This is a genomic window from Herbaspirillum frisingense GSF30 (assembly GCF_000300975.2).
GTDB classification, from domain to species: Bacteria; Pseudomonadota; Gammaproteobacteria; order Burkholderiales; family Burkholderiaceae_D; genus Herbaspirillum; species Herbaspirillum frisingense.
The window spans coordinates 120,556-140,999 of sequence record NZ_AEEC02000002.1 but is presented as its reverse complement, the minus strand read 5'-3'; the positions used below and the strand labels follow the sequence as shown (position 1 = coordinate 140,999).

General features: G+C 64.9%; 20 protein-coding genes. 14 read left to right on the top strand and 6 right to left on the bottom strand.

Annotated elements, in window-relative coordinates:
- Nucleotides 1-19 precede the first annotated feature (19 nt).
- The 4 genes from HFRIS_RS02045 to HFRIS_RS02030 all read right to left on the bottom strand — a co-directional run bounded on the left by HFRIS_RS02045 (nucleotide 20) and on the right by HFRIS_RS02030 (nucleotide 5,260).
- The gene (locus HFRIS_RS02045; protein WP_006461554.1) at nucleotides 20-1,072 is read right to left on the bottom strand and encodes a branched-chain amino acid ABC transporter permease; all 1,053 of its coding nucleotides are present in this window, start codon (nucleotides 1,070-1,072) and stop codon (nucleotides 20-22) included.
- A gap of 141 nt (nucleotides 1,073-1,213) precedes the next feature.
- Nucleotides 1,214-3,277 (bottom strand): phenylacetic acid degradation bifunctional protein PaaZ, encoded by a 2,064-nt coding sequence (paaZ, locus tag HFRIS_RS02040; protein ID WP_006461553.1) that lies wholly within the window; start codon nucleotides 3,275-3,277, stop codon nucleotides 1,214-1,216.
- Nucleotides 3,278-3,386: 109 nt separating this feature from the next.
- The gene (locus tag HFRIS_RS02035) at nucleotides 3,387-4,532 is read right to left on the bottom strand and encodes an ABC transporter substrate-binding protein (protein ID WP_039874095.1); all 1,146 of its coding nucleotides are present in this window, start codon (nucleotides 4,530-4,532) and stop codon (nucleotides 3,387-3,389) included.
- Between the two features lie 107 nt (nucleotides 4,533-4,639).
- Nucleotides 4,640-5,260, bottom strand: coding sequence for a TetR/AcrR family transcriptional regulator (locus HFRIS_RS02030; RefSeq protein WP_006461551.1), 621 nt, complete (start codon nucleotides 5,258-5,260; stop codon nucleotides 4,640-4,642).
- Nucleotides 5,261-5,602: 342 nt separating this feature from the next.
- On the opposite strand from HFRIS_RS02030, the gene HFRIS_RS02025 reads away from it, so the two are divergent.
- The 14 genes from HFRIS_RS02025 to HFRIS_RS01960 all read left to right on the top strand — a co-directional run bounded on the left by HFRIS_RS02025 (nucleotide 5,603) and on the right by HFRIS_RS01960 (nucleotide 19,037).
- Nucleotides 5,603-6,205: a carbonic anhydrase gene (locus tag HFRIS_RS02025; protein ID WP_006461550.1), complete on the top strand. Its 603-nt coding sequence runs from the start codon at nucleotides 5,603-5,605 to the stop codon at nucleotides 6,203-6,205.
- Nucleotides 6,206-6,353: 148 nt separating this feature from the next.
- Nucleotides 6,354-7,340 (top strand): 1,2-phenylacetyl-CoA epoxidase subunit PaaA, encoded by a 987-nt coding sequence (gene paaA / locus HFRIS_RS02020; protein ID WP_006461549.1) that lies wholly within the window; start codon nucleotides 6,354-6,356, stop codon nucleotides 7,338-7,340.
- A gap of 93 nt (nucleotides 7,341-7,433) precedes the next feature.
- On the top strand, nucleotides 7,434-7,718 hold the full coding sequence (gene paaB / locus HFRIS_RS02015; RefSeq protein ID WP_006461548.1) for a 1,2-phenylacetyl-CoA epoxidase subunit PaaB: 285 nt from the start codon (nucleotides 7,434-7,436) through the stop codon (nucleotides 7,716-7,718).
- Between the two features lie 13 nt (nucleotides 7,719-7,731).
- The gene (gene paaC, locus HFRIS_RS02010) at nucleotides 7,732-8,484 is read left to right on the top strand and encodes a 1,2-phenylacetyl-CoA epoxidase subunit PaaC (protein WP_006461547.1); all 753 of its coding nucleotides are present in this window, start codon (nucleotides 7,732-7,734) and stop codon (nucleotides 8,482-8,484) included.
- A complete protein-coding gene (paaD, locus tag HFRIS_RS02005; RefSeq protein ID WP_006461546.1) occupies nucleotides 8,481-9,050 on the top strand; it encodes a 1,2-phenylacetyl-CoA epoxidase subunit PaaD in 570 nt (189 codons plus the stop codon). Before paaC ends, paaD begins: the two co-directional genes overlap by 4 nt.
- A 57-nt stretch (nucleotides 9,051-9,107) precedes the next feature.
- Nucleotides 9,108-10,178: a 1,2-phenylacetyl-CoA epoxidase subunit PaaE gene (gene paaE / locus HFRIS_RS02000; RefSeq protein WP_006461544.1), complete on the top strand. Its 1,071-nt coding sequence runs from the start codon at nucleotides 9,108-9,110 to the stop codon at nucleotides 10,176-10,178.
- A 32-nt stretch (nucleotides 10,179-10,210) separates the two neighbouring features.
- Nucleotides 10,211-11,011, top strand: a complete 801-nt coding sequence (paaG, locus tag HFRIS_RS01995; RefSeq protein ID WP_006461543.1) for a 2-(1,2-epoxy-1,2-dihydrophenyl)acetyl-CoA isomerase PaaG — start codon at nucleotides 10,211-10,213, stop codon at nucleotides 11,009-11,011.
- A gap of 127 nt (nucleotides 11,012-11,138) precedes the next feature.
- Nucleotides 11,139-12,611: a 3-hydroxyacyl-CoA dehydrogenase gene (locus HFRIS_RS01990; RefSeq protein ID WP_244436251.1), complete on the top strand. Its 1,473-nt coding sequence runs from the start codon at nucleotides 11,139-11,141 to the stop codon at nucleotides 12,609-12,611.
- Nucleotides 12,604-13,086 carry a hydroxyphenylacetyl-CoA thioesterase PaaI gene (paaI, locus tag HFRIS_RS01985; protein ID WP_006461541.1) on the top strand — a complete coding sequence of 161 codons (483 nt, stop codon included), beginning with the start codon at nucleotides 12,604-12,606 and terminating at the stop codon, nucleotides 13,084-13,086. The genes HFRIS_RS01990 and paaI overlap by 8 nt, the downstream gene beginning before the upstream one ends.
- Before the next feature lie 85 nt (nucleotides 13,087-13,171).
- Nucleotides 13,172-14,533, top strand: a complete 1,362-nt coding sequence (gene paaK / locus HFRIS_RS01980) for a phenylacetate--CoA ligase PaaK (protein ID WP_006461540.1) — start codon at nucleotides 13,172-13,174, stop codon at nucleotides 14,531-14,533.
- Nucleotides 14,534-14,570: 37 nt separating this feature from the next.
- Entirely contained in the window at nucleotides 14,571-15,776 is a 1,206-nt protein-coding gene (pcaF, locus tag HFRIS_RS01975; RefSeq protein WP_006461539.1) for a 3-oxoadipyl-CoA thiolase, read from the top strand.
- Nucleotides 15,776-16,564, top strand: coding sequence for an enoyl-CoA hydratase-related protein (locus HFRIS_RS01970; protein ID WP_006461538.1), 789 nt, complete (start codon nucleotides 15,776-15,778; stop codon nucleotides 16,562-16,564). The genes pcaF and HFRIS_RS01970 overlap by 1 nt, the downstream gene beginning before the upstream one ends.
- A gap of 232 nt (nucleotides 16,565-16,796) precedes the next feature.
- Nucleotides 16,797-17,729, top strand: coding sequence for a class I SAM-dependent methyltransferase (locus HFRIS_RS01965; protein ID WP_006461537.1), 933 nt, complete (start codon nucleotides 16,797-16,799; stop codon nucleotides 17,727-17,729).
- 189 nt (nucleotides 17,730-17,918) lie between these two features.
- Entirely contained in the window at nucleotides 17,919-19,037 is a 1,119-nt protein-coding gene (locus tag HFRIS_RS01960) for a sensor domain-containing diguanylate cyclase (RefSeq protein ID WP_039873992.1), read from the top strand.
- Here HFRIS_RS01960 and HFRIS_RS01955 read toward each other — a convergent pair whose 3' ends face one another.
- Together HFRIS_RS01955 and HFRIS_RS01950 are read right to left on the bottom strand one after the other, a co-directional pair.
- Nucleotides 19,038-19,925 (bottom strand): DMT family transporter, encoded by an 888-nt coding sequence (locus tag HFRIS_RS01955; RefSeq protein WP_006461535.1) that lies wholly within the window; start codon nucleotides 19,923-19,925, stop codon nucleotides 19,038-19,040.
- Nucleotides 19,926-20,136: 211 nt separating this feature from the next.
- Nucleotides 20,137-20,397 (bottom strand): YfhL family 4Fe-4S dicluster ferredoxin, encoded by a 261-nt coding sequence (locus HFRIS_RS01950; protein WP_006461534.1) that lies wholly within the window; start codon nucleotides 20,395-20,397, stop codon nucleotides 20,137-20,139.
- Nucleotides 20,398-20,444 lie beyond the last annotated feature (47 nt).

Genomic DNA, 20,444 nt, shown 5'->3' with positions numbered 1-20,444 from the left:
GGATGGCATGGTGGAGACCTCAGGCTTCTTCATCGATGTGGTGGCTGGTCAGCGACCGCCACAGCAGGATGGGCAGGATGACCGTGAAGACGATCAATTCCTTGAACGAGCTGGCCCAGAATGAGGAAAAGCTCTCGACCAGGCCCACCGAGACCGCACCCAGCGCCGCCAGCGGATAGCTGGCCAGTCCGCCGAAGATGGCCCCCACGAAGCCCTTCAGGGCGATGATGAAACCCGATTCGTAATTGACGATGGTGAAGGGCGCGATCAGGATGCCGCACAGCGCACCGATGCCGGCCGCCATCGCAAAGGACAGCTTGCCGGCCTGGTTGATGCCCACGCCCACCAGCCTGGCGCCGAGCCGGTTGACGGCGGTGGCACGCAAGGCCTTGCCGGTGAGCGTACGTTCGAAGAAAAGATAGATCACCGCGATCAGCGCCGCCACCGACACCAGCACGATCACGCTCTGTCCCGATACGGGACTCTCGCCCAGGTTGAACTGCAGATCGGTGAAGGGCCGGGTGTTGCTGCCTTCCGGCCCGAACATCAAGAGCCCCAGCCCGACCATGGCCAGGTGTACACCCAGCGAGACAATCAGCAGCACCAGCACGCTAGAATGCGCCAGCGGCTGGTATGCCACGCGATAGATCATCGGCCCCATCGGCACCACGATGAGCAGTGCCAGCAGGATCTGCAGCGGCATGGCCAGTGTCTGCAGGTCAACGTAACGGGTGATTGCGACCACCAGCAGCGGCATCAGTACCTGCGTGGCCAGCATCCAGGGCCAGCGGCGCCGCAGGCGCGCGCGGGATTGCGGCAGGCGCAATGCGCTGCCGGCTTCCACCGCCAGCGTCACGCCACCCAGTGCCAATAACAGCAAGGCCGTGCCGGGTGCCTGGCCGTTCTGGATCGCCGCCAGTGTCAAGGCGCCAAAGGCGACGAATTCGCCCTGCGGCAGGAAGATCACCCGCGTCACCGAAAACACCAGCACCAGCGCCAGCGACAACAGCGCATAGATGGCGCCGGTGGTGATGCCGTCCTGCACCAGCACGGTCAATATGCTTGCATCCATTTGTCTCCTCCTGTTCTGCCCGGGCCTCGCAGTTCGGGCTGCGGCTGGCCGGGCAGGTCTCCGGCTCCGTCGAGCCGTTTATATTTTTTATATCATTTACGCAATCAATGACTGCCGGCATCCAGCCGTTCTGTCATATGACTATGCTGCCACCGGTCGCTTGGCCACCAGGGTCAGGATGTCGTAGGACGCGACCAGCTCGTCCTCCTGGTTGCTGACCTCCACATCCCAGGCGACCACGCCCTGCCCCTGGCCATTGGCGTCCTTCTTGTTGCGGTCGATCTTGCGCTTGCAGGTCAGCCGGGCACGCAGGGTGTCGCCGATGCCGACCGGCTTGACGAAGCGCAGCGTGTCCAGCCCGTAGTTGGCCAGCACCGGCCCGGGTGCCGGCGAGACAAACAGCCCGGCCGCCGCCGAAAGCACGAAGTAGCCGTGGGCGATGCGCTTGCCGAAGGGCGACTGGCGTGCCGAGATGTCGTCGAAGTGCATGTAGAAATGGTCACCGGAGAGGCAGCCGAAATTCACGATGTCAGCCTCGGTCACGGTGCGTCGATGGGTGCTCAGCGAGTCGCCGATCTGCAGGTCTTCGAAGTAGTGACGGAAGGGGTGGATGTCCGATTCGCGGACTTGGGCGCCGCGCACATGCTCGCCGACCACCGCCGCCAGCATGGTGGGCGAACCCTGCACCGCACTGCGCTGCAGGTAATGCTTGACCGCCCGGGCCCCGCCCAGTTCTTCGCCGCCGCCGGCACGACCGGGGCCGCCGTGCTTGAGCTGCGGCAGGGGTGAACCATGGCCGGTGGATTCCGGTGCCGATTCGCGATCCAATACCAGCAGGCGACCATGCCAGGCGGCGGCCGCAGGAATGACCCGCGCCGCCACGGCGGGCGTGCGCGTGACCAGGCTGGCCACCAGGCTGCCGCGTCCGCGGGCGGCCAGGGCCAAGGCTTCGTCCAGGTCATCGTAGGGCAACAGGGTGCTGACGGGGCCAAAGGCCTCGACTTCATGCACCGGGCTGCCGGCGGCCGTGTCGCGTGCCAGCAGCAGGGTCGGCGCGAAGAAGGCGCCCTCGGCCACACCCTCGCCCTGCGGCTGGAATGCCGTGCCGGCACCGAGCAGGATGTCGGCGCCCTGCTTCAACAGCGCCAACCGTTGCTCGACATCGCGCTGCTGGTCACGGGAAGCCAGCGGCCCCATGCGCACCGACTCCAGCGCCGGGTCGCCGACCACGATCTTGCGCAACCGCGCCGCCAGCCGTTCAGCCACCGCATCGACATGCTGGCGCGGCACGATGGCGCGCCGGATGGCGGTGCATTTCTGGCCGGCCTTGGTAGTCATCTCGCGTGCCACCTCCTTGACGAAGAGCTCGAACTCTTCATCATCCGCGCCGACATCCGGGCCAAGGATGGCGCAGTTCAGCGAGTCGGCCTCGGCGTTGAAGGGAATGGCATTGGCAACCAGATTGGGGTGGACGCGCAGGCGGGCGGCGGTGTCGGCCGAGCCGGTGAAGGTCACCACGTCCTGCGGCTGCAGGCGATCCAGCAGGTCACCGGTGCTGCCGATCACCAGCTGCAGGCTGCCGGCCGGCAGCAGCCCGGATTGCTGGATCAGCCGCACTGCCGCCTCGGCCAGATAGCTGGTGGCGGTGGCCGGCTTGACGATGCAGGGCATGCCCGCCAGGAAGCTCGGCGCGAATTTTTCCAGCATGCCCCAGACCGGGAAGTTGAAGGCATTGATATGCACCGCCACGCCGCCGCGCGGTACCAGGATGTGGCTGCCGGCGAAGCGACCCTGCTTGCCCAGCGCAAAGGCCGGCCCCTCATGCAGCAAGTTGGAGGACGGAAATTCATTGGTGCCGATGCTGGCATAGGTGAACAGCGTGCCGCTACCGCCTTCGATGTCGATCCAGCTATCGGCGCGGGTGGCGCCGGTGTGGGCGGAGATGGCGTAGAGCGTCTCCTTGTGTTCGGTCAGGTATTTCGCCAGGGCCTTGAGGCGGGCGGCGCGTTGCTGGAAGTCCAGCGCCAGCAGGCCGGGCAGCCCCTGCTGGCGGGCGTGATCCAGTGCTTCGCCGAAGTCGATCGCCTCGGCGTGGGTGGATGCGACGGCGCGGCCGTTGACGGCGCTGTGCAAGATCTGGGCTGGACTCTCGCCGAGCCAGCGGCCGGCAATGAAACTCTGTAGCTGCGGTGTACGTACCGTCATGGGAACTCCTGTAGACGTGAAGATGCTGGCGCACCCGGCTGAAGGTCAGCCCGGGTGCATGGCCGGCATGGGTATCAAATGGCCTGAAGAGGCCGACCTGCAAAGCGGATCAGGGCTGGTATTGCCAGGCGCCATCGACGATCTTGACCATCACCGAGGCGCGCTGGTCCAGACCCAGGTGGTCGCTGGCCGACATGTTGTAGACGCCGTGTACGCCGGTCACTTCACGGGTGGCTTCCAGCGCGTCGCGCAGCGCGGCGCGGAACTCCGGGGTACCGGGCTTGGCACGCTTCATTGCCACGGGAATGGCCGATTGCAGCAGCACGCCGGCATCCCAGGCATAACCGCCGAAGAGGGAGACACTGTCCTTGCCGTGGGCGGCCTCATAGCGGGCGGTATAGTCCAGCGCCACCTTGCGGATGGGATTGGTAGCCGGCAGTTGCGCTGCCACCAGCACCGGGCCGGCCGGCAGCAGGGTGCCATCCAGCATCTTGCCGCCCACCCGCAGGTAGTCGGCATTGGCCACGCCATGGGTCTGGTAGATCTGGCCCTTGAAGCCGCGCTCCTTGAGAGCACGCTGCGGGACCACGGCCGGGGTGCCGGAGGCGGCGATGAGGATCGCGTCCGGCTTGGCCGCCACCAGTTTCAGGGCTTGTGCGGTGGCCGAGGTATCGGTCGGAGCGAAGCGTTCGTTGGCCACCAGCTCCAGCTTTTTCAGGCCGGCAGCCTTCTTGAATTCCTCGTACCAGCCTTCACCGTAGGCATTGGCATAACCGATGAAGGCCACACGCTGATAGCCCCGCGCCACCATGTCGCGGGCGATGGCCAGCGACATCATGATGTCGTTCTGCGGGGTCTTGAAGACCCACTTCTTCTTGGCGTCCATGGGCTCGACGATGCGGGCCGCAGCGGCCAGCGAGATCATCGGCGTCTGCGCCTCGGCGGCGACCTCGATCATCGAGATCGAGTTGGGGCTGACGGAGGAACCGACGATGACATCGACATTGTTTTCGGTAACGAAGCGGCGTGCATTCTTGACCGCCTGCGTGGTGTCGGAGGCGTCATCGAGGACGATGTAGTTGATCTTCTGCCCGACGATGGTGGTCGGCAGCAGCGCGATGGTGTTCTTCTCCGGAATGCCCAGCGAGGCGGCCGGACCGGTGGTGGAGACGGTGACGCCGACGTTGATGTCGGCGTGGGCGAGGTGCATGCAGCCGGCCAGGGCCAGTGCAAACAGCGGACGGAAAAACTGCAGTCGAGGTGGACAAATAGAGGGCAAGCGGTACGGCATGGAGTCTCCTTGATGGTGTTGTCATTGTGGTGTTGCATGCCTGCAATGACGCGACCGATCAAGGGCTCACGTCATCGTTTCTTCCTGGGGACGCCGTCCAGGCCCACGGCGCCGATACCACCGAACAACAGATCGGACACGACCACCGCCATGCGCTCATGGGTCAGCTCGCCATCGGGCTTGAGCCACATGAACATCCAGTTGATCATGCCGAACAGAAGCATCGCCAGCGGCTTGGCCATGCGACTGCGATCCAGCTCCGGGCGCACCGCGCACATGGCATCGGCCACTGCCTTGACCACCTTGCGTTCGCCGGTCAGGATGCTTTCCTGGTCCTCCGGCGCCAGGAAGCGCACGTCCTCGGTCAGCACGCGATGCTCGTTCTGGGCGTCGCGGTATTCCTCCACGAAGCGCTGGATCAGCAGGCGCAGGCGTGGCTCGGGTGGCAGGTCCTGCTGTGCCACTTCATCGACCAGAGCGCACAGGCGGTCGATATGGCCTTCGCAGATGGTCATCAACAGTTGATGCTTGTCGGTGTAGTAGTGATACAGCGAGGCCTTGGACAGGCCACATGCCAGTGCCACTTCATTCATCGATGTGCCGGCGAAACCGTTGCGCGCGAACAAGGCTGCCGCCTGTTCGATGATGGTCTCGCGCTGGTTGTCGTATCCCGCTGCACGCTTGCGTGGCATAAGTGCGTCCTCTTTGATATTTCCGCAAAGTCATGATTGTGCCGTAAATCAAAACTCTTACGAAACATCTACGCAACATCTGCAACCAGCACAGCGTCCGACCTCTCCAGCTGCCCTGCCCGACCACCGGTGCATCCCGAACTTTCCGATATCGGTCAGGAAAAACTCTAAAAACATTATTGACCAACCGGTCGGTCGAAATTATTATTCCCTAAAAAACAGCGACAGGCAAATGCTTTTTTCCCGCCTTCAGCCAGGAAGAAAGCAGCGGACAAGCCAGCCAGTTTCGCTGCAACGACAAGGCGGCGCAGCCCGGCAAGGGCCGCTGCACAAGGAGACGCGGTGCCCAGCTATGCAATCGAAGATGTGATTCCGGTGGTCGACCCCACGGCCTATGTGCATCCCACGGCGGTATTGATCGGCGACGTCATCGTCGGTGCCGATTGCTATGTCGGCCCGGCGGCCTGCCTGCGCGGCGACTTCGGTCGCATCGTGCTGCAGCGTGGTGCCAACGTGCAGGACACCTGCGTGATCCACGGCTTTCCCGGTCACGACACGGTGGTCGGGGAAAACGGCCATATCGGCCACGGCGCGGTGCTGCACAGCTGCACCGTGCAACGCGATGCGCTGGTAGGCATGAACGCGGTGGTCATGGATGAAGCGGTGGTGGGCGAGCAGGCCATCGTGGCGGCCTGTGCCTTCGTGCGGGCCGGCATGCAGGTGCCACCGCGCACGCTGGTGGCAGGCCTGCCGGCCAAGGTGGTGCGCGAACTCTCGCCCGAGGAGATCGACTGGAAGCAGGCCGGCACCAGCACGTATCACGACCTGACCCGGCGCAGCCTGCGCAGTCTGCGCGAGGTCAGCCCGTTGAGCGAGATCGAGGAGAACCGGCCGGTCCTTGCCGCGCCCCGGGTCCAGCCCTTGATCGCCGCCAGGCGCGCGTAGCGTTGCGACAGGACAGTTTTACCGATTTTCGATTCAGCAGTTTTTTCAGCTTTTCAGCTTTTCAGTTTCACCCACCTGAAGCGGGCCAATGCGGTCAGGATCTCGTTCGCCCGTCGCTCAGCGTGCAACCTTTTCACGGAGAAGTACCATGTATGCACAGATGGTAGACACCGGCCTGACCCAGGTGCGCAAAGCCGAGGAGATGTCGCCGGAAGAACTGGCGTTCCAGGCGCGCATCGATGCGGGCGTCAAGATCGAACCCAAGGACTGGATGCCGGAGGCGTATCGCAAGACCCTGGTACGCCAGATCTCGCAGCACGCGCACTCGGAAATCGTCGGCCAGCTGCCCGAGGGCAATTGGGTCACGCGTGCGCCCACGCTGCAACGCAAGGCCATCCTGCTGGCCAAGATCCAGGACGAGGCCGGCCATGGCCTGTACCTGTACAGCGCCGCCGAGACCTTAGGTGTATCCCGCGAAGACCTGTTGGCCGAATTGCACGCCGGTCGTGCCAAGTATTCCAGCATCTTCAACTACCCAGCCCTGAACTGGGCCGACATGGGCGCCATCGGCTGGCTGGTGGATGGCTCGGCCATCATCAACCAGATTCCGCTGTGCCGCTGTTCCTTCGGTCCCTACTCGCGCGCCATGGTGCGGGTGTGCAAGGAAGAATCCTTCCACGCCCGCCAGGGCTACGACATCATGCTGGCGCTGTGTCGTGGCACCCCCGAGCAGAAGCAGATGGCGCAGGATGCGTTGAACCGCTGGTGGTGGCCGGCACTGATGATGTTCGGCCCGTCCGATGCGACCTCGGTGCACAGCGCGCAATCGATGCAGTGGCGCATCAAGCTGTTCTCCAATGATGAACTGCGCCAGCGCATGGTGGACCAGACCATCCCGCAGATCGAATACCTGGGCCTGACCGTGCCCGACCCCGATCTGAAGTGGAACGAAGAACGCGGTCGCTACGACTTCGGCCAGGTCGACTGGGACGAATTCCACAACGTCGTGCGCGGCAATGGCCCCTGCAACCGCGAGCGCCTGTCCACCCGCAGGCAGGCGTACGAGGACGGCGCCTGGTTCCGCGATGCCCTGGTAGCGCACGCCGACAAACAGGCCAGCCGGAAGGCCGCCTGATCCGCCGGTTGTCCGATTTCAATCCCTTTCGCTTCAATTCACAACAATGCCAGTGGCCGCCCCCTGCGCGGCCCGCCAACAAGGAAATCGATCATGAGCAAGGAATGGCCTCTCTGGGAAGTCTTCATCCGCAGCCAGCACGGTCTGGCCCATAAACACGTCGGCAGCCTGCATGCCCCCGATGGCGAGATGGCCATCAACAATGCCCGCGATGTCTACACCCGCCGCAACGAAGGCGTGGGCATCTGGGTGGTGCGCGCCGCCGATATCGTCTCCTCCAGCCCGGGTGACAAGGCGCCGCTGTTCGAGCCGTCCAACAGCAAGGTCTATCGCCACCCGACCTTCTTCCCCATGCCGGCCGAACTGAAGAACCTCTGAACCGGAGCCCGACATGACAAGCAAAACCGATTACGTGCGACGCCTGGGCGACAACGTCCTGGTGCTCTCGCAACGCCTCTCCGAATGGTGTGGCAAGGGGCCGGCGCTGGAAGAGGACATGGCCCTGATCAACGTCTCGCTGGACCTGATCGGCCAGGCTCGCCTGTGGCTGAGCTACGCCGGCGAGCTGGAGGGACAGGGCCGCAGCGAAGACCAGCTGGCCTTCCTGCGCGACGCCCACCAGTTCCACAACCTGCTGCTGGTGGAGCTGCCCAATGGCAGCTATGCCGATACGCTGGCGCGCCAGTTCCTGTTCGATGTGTGGCACTACTTCCTGCTGCAGGGCCTGTGCCAGTCCGACGATGCCCGCATCGTCGAGATCGCCCAGAAGTGCTTGAAGGAGGTGACCTACCACGTGCGCCGTAGCACGGACCTGGTGGTCCGCCTGGGCGATGGCACCGAGGAAAGCCATCGCCGCATGCAGGCCGCCATCGATGATCTGTGGATGTACACCGGCGAACTGTTCACGCCCGACGCGCTGGACACGGCGATGCAGCAACAGGGCCTGGCGCCTGCCCTGGATGAACTGCAGCAGAAGTGGCAGCAGCATGTGACCGAGGTCCTGCAGATGGCCACCCTGCGCATCCCGGCGGCCGGACTGTGGATGCAGAGCGGTGGCAAGCAGGGCCGGCATACCGAACATCTCGGCTACCTGCTGGCGGAAATGCAGTTCCTGCAGCGCAGCTATCCCGGAGCGGCGTGGTGAGCGTGAGCCCGGCAATCCAGGCCAGGCCGCTTCCCGCGCAGGCGGAGAGCGACCTGGAGGCGCTGCAAGCGCAGATCTGGCACTGGCTGGACCAGATCGCCGATCCCGAGATCCCGGCGATCTCGGTGGTCGACCTGGGCATCGTGCGTGCGGTGGAATTGCAGCGCGACCCGGCGCAGCAGATGCACTGCACGGTGGTGATCACGCCCACCTACTCCGGCTGCCCGGCCATGGGCGTGATCGCCGCAGACATCGTTAGCACGCTGCAACAACATGGTGTAGCCCAGGTCAGCGTGCGCACCCAGCTGGCACCAGCGTGGAACACCGACTGGATGAGCGAGAAAGGCCGCCGCAACCTGAACCACTACGGCATTGCCCCGCCGGCACAACAGGTGATCGACATCGGCGGTATCAGCCCGCAGCGTCACGCCGCGCCGAAAGTGCCCTGCCCGCACTGCGGATCGACGCAGACCGTGTGCGTGAGCCAGTTCGGTTCGACCTCGTGCAAGGCGCTGTACCAGTGCAAGGACTGCCGCGAGCCATTCGACTATTTCAAGGCCCACTGAACCGGACCGCAGCGTGGCACCCGGTCTCACCCAGAACATGACAGAAGGCACAACAACATGAGCAAATTCTATCCACTGACCATCGACAGCGTGAAGCAGGATACGCGCGACACCATCGTGGTCTCCTTCGCCGTTCCCGGCGAATTGCAGGACAGCTTTTCCTACCTGCCGGGCCAGCACCTGACGCTGCGCTCGCAGGTCAATGGCGAGGAACTGCGCCGCTCCTACTCGATCTGTTCGGCCGTGCAGGAAAGGCGCCTGCGGGTGGCCATCAAGCGTGCGCCGGGCGGGCTGTTTTCCAATTGGGCCAATGACCACCTGCAGGCCGGCCAGCAGATCGAGGTCATGCCGCCCATGGGGCAGTTCAATGTGCCGCTGGATGCGGCCAACCGCAAGCACTACCTGGCCTTTGCCGCCGGCAGCGGCATTACGCCGATGATGTCCATCATCAAGACCACCCTGCTGACCGAGCCGCGCAGCCGGTTCACGCTGGTCTATGCCAACCGGGCGTCGTCCTCGGTGATCTTCAAGGACGAACTCACCGACCTCAAGGATAGCTACCTGGACCGCCTGAACGTGGTCTACGTAATGAGCCGCGAGCAGCAGGATGTGGAACTGTTCAATGGCCGCATCGATCGCGCCAAGTGCGATGCCTTCCTGGCGTCCTGGATCAGGCTGGACGATATCGATGCCGCCTTCCTGTGTGGCCCGCAGCAGATGGTGGACGCCATCGGTGAATCGCTGCAGGCGCACGGCCTGCCAAAGTCGCAGATCAAGACCGAACTGTTCGCCGCCAGCGTGCCGGCGCGCAACCACACAGCGCGCCCGGTGATCGGCAGCAGCCAGTGCGAGGTGACGGTGATCGTGGACGGCACCCACAATGTCTTCACCATGGACAAGGAAAAGGAGTCGGTGCTGGAAGCCGGCCTCAAGAGCGGCATCGACCTGCGCCACTCCTGCAAGGGTGGCGTGTGCGCCACCTGCCGCTGCAAGGTGGTGGAGGGCAACGTCGATATGGACGCCAACTACGCGCTGGAAGACTACGAGATCGCGCGTGGCTTCGTCCTGAGCTGCCAGTCCTTCCCGGTCACCGACAAGCTGTTGCTGGACTTCGACCAGGACAACTGATCCGGGCCCACTGATTCCTCCCCCTCCATGCCATGAGCTATCAAACCATCCTCTTCGAAAAACAGGACGGCGTTGCCGTCATCACCCTCAATCGTCCCGACAAGCTCAACAGCTTCACGGTGGCGATGCATCTGGAACTGCGCGAGGCCATCGACAAGCTGAAAGCCGATCCCGAGGTGCGCGTGCTGCTGCTGACCGGCGCCGGACGCGGTTTCTGCGCCGGCCAGGACCTGGGCGACCGCGCCGTCAAGCCCGGGGACGAGGGCAGCGCAGGCGTCGACCTGGGCCACTCCATCGATCAGTATTACGCCCCGCTGGTGAAATCGCTGCGCGCCCTGCGCTTTCCGGTGATCTGCGCCGTCAATGGCGTCGCCGCGGGGGCCGGCGCCAACCTGCCGCTGGCCTGCGATATCGTGATCGCGGCACGCTCGGCCAGCTTCGTCGAAGTGTTCTGCAAGCTGGGTCTCATCCCCGATACCGGCGGCACCTATTTCCTGCCGCGCCTGGTCGGCACCGCGCGCGCCATGGGCATGGCGCTGCTGGGCGAGAAGATCAGCGCCGAGCAGGCCGAGCAATGGGGCCTAATCTGGAAATGCGTGGACGATGCACAACTGATGGAACAGGCCCGCGCCATGGCCCGTCATTTCGCCAGCGCGCCTACCCTGGGTCTGGCCGCGACCAAGGCCACCCTGTACCGTAGCCCGGCGCACACGCTGGAACAGCAACTGGACCTGGAGCGCGACACCATGCGCACCCTCGGCCATAGCCGTGATTACCGGGAGGGCGTGGCCGCCTTCCAGGAAAAGCGTGCGCCACACTTTACGGGGCAGTGAGATGGAGGCAGAACGCACACCGAAATATCTACGCGTCACGCAACGGTCGCGACTGGCGCCACAGTCGCAACCGGGAGCGCGGGCGCTACCCGTGGACACCACCGTTGCCGTGGTCGGCGGCGGCACCATGGGCGCCGGCATCGCCCAGGTCGCGGCCACCGCCGGGCACCCCGTGCTGATCTACGACAGCGGCGAAGGTGCTTGCGCCCGTGCCATCGCCAGCATCCGCCTCGGCCTGGACCGCCTGGCCAGCCGGGGAAAGATCACCAGGGAGCAGGCCGAGAAGGCCAATGACTGCCTGGCCCCGGCCACGTCTCTGCGGGAACTGGCCTGTGCCGGGCTGGTGATCGAAGCCATCGTCGAGCAGTTGCCGGCCAAGCAGGAACTGTTCGGCAAGCTGGAAGACATCGTCAGCCCGGAATGCATCCTGGCCAGCAATACCTCGTCGATCTCGATCACGCGCATCGCTGCCTCGCTGCGCCACCCGCAGCGCCTGGTCGGCATGCATTTCTTCAACCCGGTGCCGCAGATGGAGCTGGTGGAAGTCATCCGCGGCCTGGCCAGCGACGCCGCCGTGGTGCAATGCGTGCACGACACCGCCCTCGCCTGGGGCAAAACGCCGGTGTTTGCCAGTTCCACGCCCGGCTTCATCGTCAATCGCCTGGCCCGTCCGTATTACGCCGAAGGCCTGCGGGTACTCAATGAGCGGGCATCCCAGCCGGCCACTCTCGATGCCGTGATGCGCGAATCCGGTGGTTTTCGCATGGGGCCGTTCGAGCTGATGGACCTGATCGGCCACGATATCAATTTCGCGGTCACCCAATCGGTGTTCCAGGCCTGCTTCAATGATCCGCGCTTCACGCCGTCGCTGATCCAGCAGGAACTGGTGCATGCGGGGTATCTCGGCCGCAAGACCGGGCGCGGTTTCTATCATCACGGTCCGGAGCACATACCACCTCCGATCGACGACGAGCTGCCGTGCAGCACGCCTCCGGTGGCACTGCAGATCTTCGGCTCCCATCCGCTGGTGGAAGTCATCCGGAAGCGCTACAAGAAGGGCCGCATTGAATACCATGGGGCACGCGCCGACAACCTGCTCCTGAAGGCTGGCCCCGGTCGGCTGTACGTCACCGAAGGGCGCACCGCCACCCAGCAATCCTACGACTACGACATGCCTGACGTGGTGCTGGTGGACCTGGCGCTGGACTATGCCACCACCAGCCGGCTGGCAGTGACCCGGTCCGACCAGTGCAGCCCGCGCGCCTATCAGGCCGTGGCCGGGGTATTGCAGGCCTGCAGCTTCGCACTCTCGCCGATGGACGATGTGCCGGGGATGATCGTCATGCGCACCGTCTGCATGCTGATCAACGAAGCCGCCGATGCCGTCAACCAGGGCGTGTGCAGCGCCGCCGACGCCGACATGGCCATGCAGAAGGGCTTGAACTATCCGCGAGGACCGCTGGAATGGGCCAATGCAATCGGTGTGGATAACGTGGTCAAGGTGCTGCAACGGCTCAGCGCCACCTATGGCGAGGACCGCTACCGCGTCTCGCCGCTGTTGCAACGCCTGCAAGCCGCGAAGAGGAAATTCCATGAATGAGTCCGCACTTTCCACCTGCACCCCGGACACCGGGCCGGACCCGCAAACCCTGGCCGAGGCCACGGTCCAGGCCATGTACCCGCGTGACAACGCTTCCCAGGGACTGGGCATGAAGATCCTGGCCATCGCACCGGGCCGCGCACGCATGAGCATGCTGGTGCGCAGCGACATGCTCAACGGCCATGCCACCTGCCATGGCGGCTTGATCTTTGCACTGGCCGACAGCTGCTTTGCGTTCGCCTGCAACAGCCGTAACCTCAACACCGTGGCATCGGGGTGCAGCATCGAATACGTGGCACCGGCCCTGCGCAACGATGTGCTGACCGCCGAAGCGCAGGAGCGCTTGCTGAGCGGGCGCACCGGTGTCTACGACATCACCGTGAACAACCAGGACGGCAAGCTGATCGCGCTGTTCCGGGGCAAGTCCTATCGCATCAAGGGAGAGGTGATCGCCGGCCTGCACGCCGCGCCTTGACCCCACCAGGCCGTACCTACGGCAGCACCACCGCACCACCAGAACCAGAACATCCCGAACAACGACAACGAGACTGGAGACGAGCATGACCACCCGCACCCCCCAACCCGGCGAGCTGGACGCCATCGAGACCGCCAGCCGCGACGAGCTGCAGGCACTGCAACTGCAGCGTTTGAAGTGGTCGCTCCGGCATGCCTACGACAATGTGCCGCACTATCGCCACGCCTTCGACCAGGCCGGCGTGCATCCGGACGACCTGAAGAGCCTGGCGGACCTGGCCCGTTTCCCCTTCACCAGCAAGAAAGACTTGCGCGACCACTATCCCTTCGGCCTGTTCGCGGTACCGCGGGAGCAGGTGGTGCGGGTGCATGCTTCCAGCGGTACCACCGGCAAGCCCACGGTGGTCGGCTATACGCGCAACGACATCGATACCTGGGCCACCGTGGTGGCGCGCTCGATCCGGGCAGCCGGCGGCCGGCGTGGTGACATCGTGCAGATCTCCTATGGCTACGGCTTGTTCACGGGCGGCCTGGGCGCCCACTACGGTGCGGAAAAACTGGGCTGCACCGTCATCCCCATGTCGGGCGGCCAGACCGAGAAGCAGGTGCAGCTGATCCGCGACTTCAAGCCCAGCATCATCATGGTCACGCCCTCCTACATGCTCAACGTGATCGAGGAATTCCAGCGCCAGGGCCTGGACCCGGCGGCCAGTTCGCTGCGGGTCGGCATCTTCGGTGCCGAGCCCTGGACCGATGCCATGCGCGGCGAAATCCAGCAACGCGCCGGCATCGATGCGGTGGACATCTATGGCCTGTCGGAGGTGATGGGGCCGGGCGTGGCCAGCGAATGCATCGAGAGCAAGGATGGCCCGGTGATCTGGGAAGACCACTTCTATCCGGAAATCATCGATCCCGATACCGGCGAAGTGCTGCCCGATGGCGAGGAGGGCGAACTGGTCTTTACCTCGCTGTCGAAGGAGGCACTCCCGATGATCCGCTATCGCACCCGTGACCTGACGCGCCTGCTGCCGCCGACCTCGCGCTCGATGCGCCGCATCGGCAAGATCACCGGGCGTTCGGATGACATGCTCATCATCCGCGGGGTGAATGTGTTCCCGACCCAGATCGAGGAGCTGATCCTGAAGCTGCCGCAACTGGCGCCGCAATACCAGTTGCAGATCGAGCGCCATGGTCACATGGACAGCATGTGCGTCTTCGCCGAACTGCGCGAGGATGCCTCCATCGAACATGTGGAGGCACTGGAGAAGGAGCTGCAGCACAGCATCAAGACCTATGTGGGCATCTCCACCAAGGTCACCGTGGTGCCGGCGGGCATGATCGAACGGTCCTCCGTGGGCAAGGCCCGGCGCGTGATCGACAACCGCAGGAAGAACGAGGGCGCGCCCGCCTTGGGAGCTGCCACCTCTTCCCCGGCCGTGCCGGCCTGAACCCCGCAGCTTCACGACACAAGCGACGAGAATACACATGGACGCATTCATCTGTGACGCCATCCGCACACCCTTCGGCCGCTACGGCGGCACATTGGGCGCGGTGCGCGCCGACGACCTGGCAGCCGCACCGATACGCAGCCTGATGGCGCGCAATCCCGGCGTGGACTGGGGCCAGGTCGACGACATCCTCTACGGTTGCGCCAACCAGGCTGGCGAGGACAACCGTAACGTGGCCCGCATGGCGGGGCTGCTGGCAGGCCTGCCACTGGAGGTACCGGGTACCACCATCAACCGCCTGTGCGGCTCCAGCCTGGATGCGGTGGGCATGGCCGCCCGCGCCATCCGCTCCGGCGAGGTGCAGTTGATGATCGCCGGTGGCGTGGAGAGCATGACGCGCGCGCCCTTCGTGATGGGCAAGGCCGACACTGCCTTCTCGCGTAGCGCGGCGATCTTCGACACCACCATCGGCTGGCGTTTCGTCAATCCGCTGATGCAGGCATTGCACGGCATCGACTCCATGCCGGAGACGGCCGAGAACGTGGCCGAGGAATTCGGCATCGCCCGCGCCGACCAGGACGCCTTCGCCCTGCGCAGCCAGCAACGCTGGAGCGCGGCGCAGGAGAACGGCTTCTTCGCGGGAGAGATCGCGCCGCTGGCGATCCCGCAGAAGAAGGGCGATCCGCTCCTCGTGGCTACCGACGAACATCCGCGCCCCGAGACCACGCTGGCGACGCTGTCGCGGCTCAAGAGCGTGGTGCGGCCCGACGGCACGGTCACGGCCGGCAATGCGTCCGGCGTCAACGACGGTGCCTGCGCGCTGCTGCTGGCCTCGGCCAAGGCGGTCGACCGCTACCGCATGCGGCCACGCGCCCGCGTACTGGGCATGGCCAGTGCCGGGGTGGCACCACGGATCATGGGCTTCGGCCCGGCACCGGCGGTGCGCAAGGTGCTGGCGCAAGTGGGCCTGACGCTGGCGCAGATGGACGTGATCGAACTCAACGAAGCCTTTGCCGCACAGGGGCTGGCGGTGATGCGTGCGCTCGGCCTGCCGGATGATGCCGCCCACGTCAATCCGAATGGCGGCGCCATCGCCATCGGCCATCCGCTGGGCGCTTCGGGTGCGCGTCTGGTGACCACGGCCATCAACCAGCTGGAACGCAGCGGCGGCCGCTATGCGCTTTGCACCATGTGCATCGGCGTGGGGCAAGGGATCGCGCTGGTGATCGAGAGGGTGGCCTGATGTCGGCGCAGCCAGAACCGGAAGACATCCTGGTAGCGCGGCATGGGCCGCACGTGCTGCATCTGCGCCTGAACCGGCCGGCGCTGCGCAATGCCCTGCGCAACCAGAGCCTGCGGGAAATCGCCGGCGAACTGGCACGCGCCGAAATCGACGACAGCGTGCGGGCGGTGGTGATCAGTGGCAACGAGCAGGCCTTCGCTGCCGGCGCCGATCTCAATGAAATGATCCAGAAGGACGCCATCGCCACCCAGCTTGATGTGCGTGCCCAGTACTGGCGCGCCATCGCCCGTTTCCCCAAACCGCTGCTGGCGGCGGTGAACGGCTATGCGCTGGGGGCCGGCTGTGAACTGCTGATGCATGCCGACATCGCCATCGCCGGGCGCGGCGCCCGCATCGGCCAGCCGGAAATCAATGTCGGCACCCTGCCCGGCGCCGGTGGCACGCAGCGCCTGATCCGCACGGTGGGCAAGCCGCTGGCGATGAAGATGGTGCTGTCGGGGGAATTCATCGCGGCCGAGGAGGCCCTGCGCGCCGGCCTGGTGGCCGAGGTGGTGGACGATGCCGACACCCTGGGCCGCACCCTGGCGCTGGCCACCACCATTGCGCAGAAATCGCCGCTGGCGGTGCGCCTGGCCAAGGAGGCCATGTTGCAATCCTTCGAACTGGGCCTGGAGGCCGGGCTGCTGTTGGAGCGCAAGTCCTTTTCGCTGATGGCCGCCAGTGCCGATCGCCAGGAAGGCATCGCGGCCTTCCAGCAGAAACGGGCAGCGGTGTTCAGCGGCCACTGAATTCACCACCGGTCTGCAGACCCGGGGCAGGGATGTTTTCAGGCTGACAACAGGGCTTGGCGCGGCGACGACACTTCACGAGCTTGACATCGGGATCGGGTAAAATGCCCGGCCACGGCAGGCCCTGGCTGCGCACTTGTGGTACTTGCACTTGTACCCGCACGCGCGCCACCCGTCCCGCCCCCGATTCCAACCCGCCGGCTCCGCGCCGGCTCTTCGCCAGTGCAGCACCATGAGCAAGCAAGCCCCCAGCGCCCCCGGCCGCGACAAGCGCCGTGGCAAACCCGCCGATGCCGCCGGTGCAGCCAATGCCACCGGCCATGCCGACACTGCGCCGCAGGCGCATGAGATCCGTCCCGGCCAGTCCATCGAACTGCTCAAGGAACTGCACATCCTGACCCGCGACGGCAAGCTGAACCAGGACAGCCGCCGCAAGCTCAAGCAGGTCTATCACCTCTACCAGTTCATCGAACCGCTGCTGCAGGAAGTGCTGGCCACCCATCCGGACGTGAGCCTGGTGGACCATGGCGCGGGCAAGTCCTACCTCGGTTTCATCCTGTACGACCTGTTCTTCAAGGCGCTGGCCGGTACGCCGCGCATCTATGGCATCGAGACCCGCGAAGAACTGGTACGCAAGTCCGAGGAACTGGCGGCGCGCCTGGGTTTTGGTGGCATGTCCTTCCTCAACCTGTCGGTGGCCGATTCGATCAGCTCACCCAGCCTGCCGGAGCGCATCGACGTGGTGACCGCCCTGCATGCCTGCGACACCGCCACCGACGACGCCATCCATTTCGCGCTGGCCAAACAGGCGAAATTCATCGTCCTGGTGCCGTGCTGCCAGGCCGAGGTGGCCTCGGTCCTGAACCGCAACAAGGGCAAGTCGCTGGCCAATTCGCTGACCGAAATCTGGCGCCATCCGCTGCATACCCGCGAATTCGGCAGCCAGGTCACCAATGTATTGCGCTGCCTGCAGCTGGAAGCGCATGGCTACAAGGTCAGCGTGACCGAACTGGTGGGCTGGGAACATTCGATGAAGAATGAATTGATCATCGCCCAATACCGCGACCTGCCGCGCCGCCGTCCGGCCGAGCGCCTGCAGGAGGTGTTGCGCACGCTGGGCCTGGAAGAGATGGGGACGCGCTTCTTCGCGCCGCAGGCGGCCTGAGCAGGCAGCGGGACAGGAACGTTTCTTGCTGGTAAAAAATCAGGCGCGGCGGCATCAAGCCGGCGCCGATGCTGTCGATATATTGCATGAGAGCAAGGCCGGCCGCCACAAGCGCAACCGGCCGCTGGGAGGCCGGGCGACCGGTCAGGGCAAGGGGCCGGCCGGGTGCCGGAAAATGCAGATGAGCACATGAGATCGACCATCGCTATGGAATCGCTGATTGCCGACAACGAACAACTGCGGGCTGAACTGCAGGACCTGCTGCAGCAGGCGCACATCAACCAGTCCATCATCGAGCGTCATCAGGCGTTCGACCTCAAGCTGATCGGCGCCAGCGAATTCCGCGAACTGATCGATGTGATGCTGACCGTGATGCCGGGCGTGTTCAGCCTGGAGACGGTGACCCTGTCGTTGATCGACGGCGATTATGCGATCCAGCGCATCCTGCGCGACCTGCAGATCGGCGTGAACGAATTCCCCAAGCTGCTGTTCCTGACGCGTCCGCTGGCCTTCATCGACGACCAGCATGCCCTGCCCGAGGACAAGCCGCGCCTGGGCGAATATGTGCCGGCGCTGCATGGCCCGCTGTTCCCGCACTACCAGCCAGTCAGCGTGGCGGTGCTGCCGCTGGTACGTCAGCACCGGCTGCTGGGCTACCTGTCGCTGGGCAGTGCCTATGGCGAACGATTCACCCGTTCACTGGCCACCGATTTCATCGAACGGCTGGCCACCATTGCCGCGGTCTGCCTGGAAAACGTCATCAACAATGAACGCCTGAAGCACATCGGCCTGACCGATCCGCTGACCGGCGTGAACAACCGCCGCTACATCGAGCAACGCATGCAGGAAGAAGTGGCGCGCAGCCAGCGCGACCGCTCGGCCCTGTCCTGCCTGTTCATCGACATCGATCATTTCAAACGGGTCAACGACCAGTTCGGGCATCAGAGCGGGGACGATGTGCTGCGCGAGGTGGCAGCGCGGATCAAGAAGGAGCTGCGCCTGTCGGATGCGCTGGGGCGCTTCGGCGGCGAGGAATTCGTGGTGCTGCTCACGCATGCCACCCGTGACGATGCGGCCCGCATCGCCGAGCGTATCCGTGCCGGCATCTGCAGCCGGGGAATCATGATCGAGGGCTCGCGCGATCCCTTGAGAATCAGTGCCTCCATCGGCGCGGCCTCGCTGTCGCCGCCGGATCGCAGCCGGCCGGCGGGCGAGGTCAAGCAGGCCATGCTCAAGGCGGCCGACCAGGCGCTGTACCAGGCCAAGGAAGCCGGGCGCAACCGCGTGATGCTGGCGCCGGCGGACTGATCAGGCCGGCTGCACGGCAGGCCGACGGTCGCGCACGATCCAGGGTGCGGCCAGAATAAGGATGCCGCCCACGATGTCCTGCGTACGCAGGCCGGCCGCGCCCAGCACCCAGGCCGAACTGCTGGCCACCAGGATTTCGGCCAGCATGATCACGGCCGTGATGTTGGCCGGCAGGCGCGCCACCCCATATTGCAGACACAGGTTCGATACCAGGAACAGCACTGCCCACAGTCCCACCACCGGCCACGCAGCCACCGGCACGTGCAGCGGCCAGGCGATCATGCCGGTCAGGGACAACCCCACACCCAACAGACCCGCCAATACACCGCTACCGGCCAGCATGGCGACGGCGCGGGCGCCATCGGAAAGTCCGTGCAGGCGCCGCAGCAAGACGTTGGTGATGGCAAACAGCAGACCGGAGAGCACGGCCATCCAGTCCGGCAGGCTCTGCGGCAGCGGCAGGCCCAGGCGCGGCTGATAGAGCACGATGAAGGCGCCGCCCAGGCCCAGCGCCACCCGGGCCAGGGAGCGCGGGGTGATGGCTTCGTGCAGGACCAGGCGCGCCAGGATCACGGTCCAGATCGGCATCAGGTAGAACAGCAGGATCACCCGCACTACATCGCCATAGGCCACTGCAACGTTGAAGGAACAGTTGGTCAGGCCCGTGGCCAGGCCCACGCACCACAGCGTCGGGTGGCGCCACAGTTGCGGCAGCTCACGCCAGCGCAGCAGCACCAGCAGCAGTGCGCAGGCGCTGAAGATGGCGGCCGTGGCCCACACCGGATGCAGGCCCATGCCTTCCAGCGCGCGCGTGCCGGTCCAGGACAAGCCCCAGAGGGTGGAATTGAGCAGCAGCGCGGCGACGGCGGATTTTTGCAGTGAATGCATGTTGTAGCAGGATGAAGCCGGGTGGATGAATACCGGGCGGATGAATCTGAGGCTGGCACGAGTCTGGCATTTTCTGCACCGGGGCCGATCTGTGCCTGCCGATAGCCGGTATCAAGCCTGGCCTATGGTGTTTTCCATGCGCATCCACAAAACCAAAATGCCGTTCAGCGCGACACTGAACGGCATCTCGGAAAGGACGGCGGGAATGGAATCAGGAAGCCTTGGCCCCGGCCTGCAGGCGCTCGTACTTTTCCATCAACTGCTCGCGGCTTTCACGCCAGGCCGGGTTGAAGGGGATGCAGGCCACCGGGCAGACCTGCTGGCACTGCGGCTCATCGAAGTGACCGACGCACTCGGTACACTTGTCCGGATCGATCTCGTAGATCTGCGGACCCATGTAGATGGCCTCGTTGGGGCATTCCGGTTCGCAGACGTCGCAGTTGATGCAATCGTCGGTAATCATCAGTGCCATTGCCGCACCTCGCTTGCTTGAAACATCATTGCCCTACCTTTACCTCT